This is a genomic window from Hydrogenophaga sp., from assembly GCF_048549895.1.
GTDB lineage: Bacteria > Pseudomonadota > Gammaproteobacteria > Burkholderiales > Burkholderiaceae_C > Hydrogenophaga.
Genome location: NZ_JBLYYB010000072.1, coordinates 1 through 6448, shown reverse-complemented (window position 1 = coordinate 6448; position 6448 = coordinate 1). Strand labels below are relative to the sequence as shown.

The following is a 6448-nucleotide window of genomic DNA, read 5'->3' as shown; positions in this document are numbered from 1 at the left end:
CTCCAGGCAGCGCCGCTGGGTTTCGGCGTCCATGCCGATGCCGCTGTCGCGCACCTCCAGCACCACCTGCGCGGTGCCATCGGCCTGCGTCTCCTGGCAGGTCAGCAGGCTGAGCGTGCCGCCTTCGGGCATGGCGTCCACCGCGTTGAGCACCAGGTTGGTCAGCGCGTCGCGGATTTCGCCTTCCATCACGAAGACCGGCGTCAGGGGGGCGCCCAGGTCGAGCACCACGTCGATCGAGATGCCGGCTTGCTGCGGCATGTCGCGCCAGCGCGCGCGGGTGAGATCGAGGGCCTGGCGCACCAGCGGGTTGAGGTCGACCGCACGGCGCTGCACGCCGGTGTCGCTGGGCCGGTAGAACTCGCGCATGCGCGCCACGGTCTCGGCCACGTCGTCCACGGCGATCTGCACCGTCTGCAACTGCGCACGTCCGCGCTCGCTGAGACCGCTCTCGTTGGCCAGCAGCGATTCGGTGTAGAGCGCCACCGGGGAGATGGCGTTGTTGATGTCGTGCGCGATGCCGCTGGCCATCTGCCCCAGCACGCGCAGGCGCTCCTGTTGCAACACCACCTGCTGCGCCTCGTTGAGCTCGTCGTAGGCCTGTTGCAGTGAACGGTGCAGGCGGGCCTGGCTGGCGGCCAGCGCCACGTGTTCGGCCAGCTGGCGCATGAATTCGCACTCCCCGCTGTCAAAGCCGTGCCCGTGCGCCCGCGCCGCCACCAGCACACCCAGCACCTCGCCCTGTGCCTGCAGCGGCGCAAACACCGCCGAGCCCACGCCCGCGCTGGCCAGCCGCTGCAGCCAGGCCACCGGCGCGTCGGCCAGCACCGGCTCGTGCAGCAGCTCGCCCTGGGTGCAACGCGACAGGCCGCTGTCTGCGGCGGGCAGGGCGTCGCCCTCCTGCAGCCCGAGCTGCACCGCCAGCGCGGTGCCCTGCATCCCCAGGTGGGCCACCTTGAAGGAGCGGGTTGCCTGGTCGAACAGCAAGGCGGCGGAGAACACGGTGGCGAAGCGCGACTCGATGTTGTCGCAGACCACGCGGAAGATGCGGTCGAGATCCAGGCGTTCGTCGGTGGCGCGAACGATGTGGTTGAGCAACTCGGTGCGCGAGAGCTGCAGTTGCAGCCGGGCTTCGGCCTGGACGCGCTCGGTCACGTCCTGCACCGTGCCGCTGACCGAGACCACCGCACCGCTGGCGTCGCGCCGCGGCTCGTCGATGTTTTCTTCGAACCATCGCAGGCTGCCGTCGGGCAGGAAGCAGCGGTAGGTCCAGCTTCGCGAGGTGCCGTCGCGCAGGCATTCGTTCATCGTCTGCAGGTACTCGGCGCGGTCGTCCGGGTGCACCCGATCCAGCGTTTTTTCAATGCTCGGCGCACCGGCGGCGGGGTCCAGACCGGTGAGGGCGTACAGGTTGGCCGACCACACCGCCGAGCGGTCCTGCGCCCGGCGCTCCCAGCTGCCCATGCGGGCCAGCAACTGCGAGCGCGCCAGGCTGGCCTGCGATGCCTGCACCGCCAGCAGCGCCTGTGCGCGCTGCGTCTCCATCGCCACCTGCTCGGTGATGTCCATCGCCACCACCAGCTCGGCCTCGCGCCCGTTGTAGTTGAGGTTCTGGGTGGTGATGTCCACCGCAATCGAGGTGCCGTTCTTGCGCAGATGCACCCGGGTGCCGACCCGCTCGCGGCCATCGGGCGAGCCCACGCGCACGCGGTCGCGCAGGCGTTGCTTTTCGCTCTCGGGGCGCAGGTCATCCAGCGTCAGCGCGAGAAACTGCTCGCGGCTGTAACCGTATTGCTCAACCGCGGCGTTGTTCACTTCGAGGAAGGCGCGGGTGTCGCGGTCCAGCACCCACATCGGGTGCGGGTTGCCCAGGAACAGCAGCTGAAAGCCGCCACGCAACCGGGCCTCTTTTTCCTCGGCCAGCTTGCGCTGCGTGATGTCGCGTTCGATCGCCACCCAGTGGGTGAACCAGCCGGTCTCATCGGCGATCGGCACGATGTCGAGCTCCAGCCAGAACTCGCTGCCGTCCTTGCGGTAGTTGATCACCTCTTCGCGCACCGGCTCCCACCGCTGGATGCTCTGGCGGATGCGGTCCAGCGCATCGCGCTGGGTTTTGGGGCCGTGCAGCATGCGCGGGGTTTGCCCCAGGGTCTCGGCCGCGCTGTAGCCGGTCAGGCGCTCGAACGCTTCGTTGACATACAGGATGCGCGGCCCCGGTTCGTCAAACGGCTCGGCCTCGGTGATCAGCACGATGTCGTTGACCCGGGACACACAGGTCTCCAGCAGCATCAGGCGTTCTTCGCGGACCTTGCGCTCGGCAACCCGCTCCAGCTGATCGAGTGCCGCCGCCAGGCTCTCGCCCATGGCCGAGAGCAGGCGGCTTTCTTCGTCGAGAAAGTACCCGGGTTCGTTGGCCATGAGCACCAGGGCCATGGGCACCTGCCGCTGCGGCGCGATCGGCACCACGGCCACCGCCTTGTAGCCCCGGCGCACCGCCGTCACGGCCCAGGCGCCCATGTTCAGATCGCTGGCGATGTCGTTGGACACCACCAGCTGGCGCGTGCGCAGTGCGGTGGGCACGGGCGAGGGGTAGGTGTCCACGTCCACCGCCGCGCTATTGAGCAGGTCGGTGTAGCCGTCGTCGGCACCCGCGCTCACCAGGGCCGTCATGGTGCGCCGCTGCACGTCCATGCTGGCCACCCAGGCCATGCGCAGCTCACCTTCGTCCACCGCGATCTGGCACACGCGCTGGAGCAGGGCATCCCGGGTGGTGGCCGAGACGATGGCCGCGTTGATCTGGCCCTGCACCATGTACAGGCGGCGCAGCCGGTGCTGCTCGGTGATGTCCTGCAGGGCACCCGCATAGACCAGCGGCGTGCCGGCCGCATCGCGCTCCACGAAGCCGAAGCCGTCCACCCAGCGCACCAGGCCATCGGTGCGCACGATGCGGTACTGCAGGCGCAGTGGTTTGCCGCCCTTGAACAGCATGTCGCGGTGGGCGTTCACTTTCTCCCTGTCCTCCGGGTGGATCATGGCCTGGTAGGTCTCCACCGCCACCGGCCCCATGGCGGGGTCCAGGCCCAGCAACTCGTAAATCGTGTCCGAGGCGCTGTACATCCGGGTGTTGAGGTCGAGCTGGTAGAAGCCCACGCGCGTGATCTGCTGCGCCTTGACCAGCTGGGCCTGGTTTTTCGAGAGTTCGGCCAGCATGCTTTCCAGCCCTGCGTCGATCTCGGCAAACTCGCGGCCCGCGGATGCAGGCATCGGCTGCGACGGTGGCTGGTTCAGCGTTGCAGCGCGCATGCGCCCCAGCAGGTGCGACACCGGCTGCGCAATGCGCCGCACCCCCAGGCGCCAGGCCAGCACCAGGCCGATGAGCGCGGCCAGCGACATCGCGGCGAGCTGCTGGCGCTTGCCGGGTGGCCGGGGCCAGGACATCGCTCTGCCGGCCACCGACGATGACCTGCAGGCCATCCCCGCCCACCCCCTTCAGCGGAACGACTTCGTACAGCCAGTGGTCGCCCTGCGCATCGCGCAGATCGAAGCTGCCGGTGGCGCCGGCCAGAACGGCGTCACGCAGGTCCTGGCGGATCGGCTGTCCGATGGCCTCCAGGCCCAGGTGGCTGGAGGCCAGCAGCGTGCCCTCGGCGTTGGTGAACACCACGTGCATCGCCCCGGGCAGGGGCAAAGACTGCAGGCGTTCTGCGGCGGGCACCAGGTCCACGGTGGTGAAGGCCACGCCCACCAGCACATTGCCATAGTCGTAGACCGGCATGCCGAAGCTGAGCTGGCGTTTGCCCGAGACGCGTCCCACCAGGTATTCGCCCAGGGAAAACTGCTGGGTGCGCACCGCGTTGCGGAAGTAGCTGCGGTCGGCCACGTTGATCTGCTTCGGGCCGGTCTGGGCCAGGCACTGGATGTCGCCCTGAAGGTTGGCCACACCGATGTTGCCGTAGCCCGGTGTGGCCGCTGCCACGTTGCGCAGGAATTCAAAGCAGAGATCGCGCAGGTCGTTGCGGCGCACCGAGGGGCCTGCGGCCACGGTGGCCAGGATCTGCCGCACGCCCTCGATGAGTTGCTCCTGGTTGGCCGCCGCCAGCATGCCCACCGCCTTGATTTCCTGGCGCCCGCGCTGCACCGCTTCGTGGGTGGTCTGGGTGTGGCTGACCATCAGCATGGCCAGGCCCGGCAGGACGGCGATGACCACCAGCAGGAGCAGCAGGCTGCGGATTCCCGTCTTTTGACGCAAAGCATCGCTCCTGTTGGTTGAAGCAGAAATAAATCACCGAAAGCTGCTGGCGCACATGCTCGCACAAACGCGGTAGGTGGTAGGGTATGTGTCACCATGCGACTGTGAAAAAACTCCTCATGTGACAAGGTCACGCCACCGATCGGCCAACGGGCGCCCCAACATGCCACATCGCAGTCCTGCCCTCCATCGACCCCGCGCCCGCCTGCTCGTGGTGGACGACGAAGCCCCCCAGCAACGCGCCCTGTGCGAGATCCTGGTTGATCAGGGTTACGACGTGGTGGGCTGCACCGATCCACTGGAGGCCCTGGGCCGGCTGGACACATCGGCCTTTGAACTCATGCTCACCGACCTGCAGATGCCGGGCATGGACGGCATCGAGCTCACCCGCCGCGCGCAGGCGGTGGCCCCCGACATGGTGGTCGTGCTCATGACGGCGCACGGCAGCATCGGCAGCGTGGTGGACGCCATGAAGAACGGCGCCATCGACTACGTGCAGAAACCCTTTCGCATCAGCGGCATCGTGCCGGCGGTGGAGCGCGCACTCGAAGTGCAGCGCCTGCGGGTCAACAACCGCCGGCTGGAGGCCGAGGTGTCGCAGCAGGTCAAGGAACTGGTGGCCGTGAACCAGGAGCTCGACGCCTTTGCCGCCCGGCTGGCGCACGACCTGCGCGGGCCGCTGGTGAACATGCGCAGCATCCTGGCGATGACCCTGCAGGACCTGGGCGAACAGCTCGATCCGCAGCAGGCCGAAATGATGCGCCGCGGCGTGCAGTCGGGCGACCTGGCGCTGCGCATGGTGCGCGACCTGCTGGACTTCGCCCGCCTGGGCAACCAGCCGCTCACCATGGCGCCGCTGCGGCTCGACGAGGTGTTGAAGGCGGCACTGGCCACGGTGCAACCGCAATGCGCGGACCGCGCGATCGACTGGAGCATCGGCCCGATGCCCGAGATCAACGGACACGCAGGCCTCTTGCAGCAGGCCTTTGTGAACCTGCTGGGCAATGCGGTCAAGTACACCTCGGCGCGCGAGCAGGCCCACATCAGCGTGGCCGCGCGGGCCTTGCCCGACGGTGGTCACCACATCGTGTTCGCCGACGACGGCGCAGGCTTCGACCCCAAGCAGGCCGATCAGCTCTTCAAGCCGTTTCGGCGCCTGCACGCAGCCGACGAGTTTGTGGGCGAAGGCATGGGCCTGGCCAATGTGCGGCGCATCGTCGAGCGCCACGGCGGCACGGTGGTGGCGCGCGGGCGGCTGGGCGAAGGCGCCAGCTTCACGATCGCGCTGCCCGCCAGCCAGGGGTGAGCGCGCTGAACGCCCGACAGACCGCCGACGCCCTGCCCTACCCGGCGCTGGCGCACGAGATCGAAGTCCTGCTGCGCGACCCTGGCGTGGTGGTGCCACCGCGCACCGTGCAGGCGCTGGCCGGCGGCGGCAGCTTCTTTGTGATGCCCGCAGCCGACGCGCGTGTGGCCATCACCAAACTCATCACCTTCATCCCCGACAACGCCACACGCGGCCTGAGCACGATCCAGGGCGACATCGTGGTGTTCGATGCGGTCACCGGCGAGCGCACCGCCCTGCTCGACGGCCCCACCGTGACCGCGCGGCGCACCGCAGCGGTGTCGCTGCTGGCCGCGCGGCGGCTGGCGCCGCGCACCGATGGACCCTTGCTGATCGTGGGCGCGGGCGTGCAGGGCCGCGCCCACCTCGAAGCGTTTCACCAAGGCCTGGGCGTGCAGGAGGTGTGGGTGGCTTCACGCAGCATCGCGAGCGCCGAAGCGCTGGTGCAGCACGCACACAGCCTGGGCCTGCGCGCGCAGCGCGTGGTGGATGCCGACGCCGCACTGGCCGACTGCCCGCTGGTGGTGAGCTGCACCTCGGCGCAAGGCATCGCGCTGCGCGCACATCCGCGCACCGACGCCTTCGTGGCAGCCGTGGGCGCGTTCACGCCGCGCATGGTGGAGTGGGCGCCCGGGGTCTGCCGCTGGATGGCCACGCAGGGCCAGCTGGTGGTGGACACGCGCGACGCCGACCACGAAGCGGGCGATCTGCTGCAAGCCGGGCTGGATGTGTCTGCCCTGCCCACACTGGCCGACGTGGTGCGCGACCCCGCCGCGCACCGGCGCAGCGGGCCGGTGTTCTTCAAGAGCTGAGGGAGGTCCGGGAGGGAAATGGCAGCGGCACGACTGGACGTG

At 69.0% G+C, this 6448-nt stretch carries 4 protein-coding genes; 3 read left to right on the top strand and 1 reads right to left on the bottom strand.

The window, feature by feature from the left end; translation table 11 throughout:
* Positions 1-3438, bottom strand: a 3438-nt coding sequence (locus tag ACN4F8_RS06990) for a PAS domain S-box protein (RefSeq protein WP_419472886.1), incomplete at its 3' end; no start/stop codon positions are given.
* Here ACN4F8_RS06990 and ACN4F8_RS06985 point away from each other — a divergent pair.
* The 3 genes from ACN4F8_RS06985 to ACN4F8_RS06975 all read left to right on the top strand — a co-directional run bounded on the left by ACN4F8_RS06985 (position 3374) and on the right by ACN4F8_RS06975 (position 6406).
* Positions 3374-4270 carry a hypothetical protein gene (locus ACN4F8_RS06985; RefSeq protein ID WP_419472885.1) on the top strand — a complete coding sequence of 299 codons (897 nt, stop codon included), beginning with the start codon at positions 3374-3376 and terminating at the stop codon, positions 4268-4270. The two genes, ACN4F8_RS06990 and ACN4F8_RS06985, sit on opposite strands and share 65 nt — an antisense overlap.
* Positions 4271-4412: 142 nt before the next feature.
* Complete coding sequence (locus tag ACN4F8_RS06980) at positions 4413-5555, top strand: sensor histidine kinase (RefSeq protein WP_419472884.1); 1143 nt, start codon at positions 4413-4415, stop codon at positions 5553-5555.
* Positions 5552-6406: a delta(1)-pyrroline-2-carboxylate reductase family protein gene (locus ACN4F8_RS06975; protein WP_419472883.1), complete on the top strand. Its 855-nt coding sequence runs from the start codon at positions 5552-5554 to the stop codon at positions 6404-6406. Before ACN4F8_RS06980 ends, ACN4F8_RS06975 begins: the two co-directional genes overlap by 4 nt.
* Positions 6407-6448: the final 42 nt, after the last annotated feature.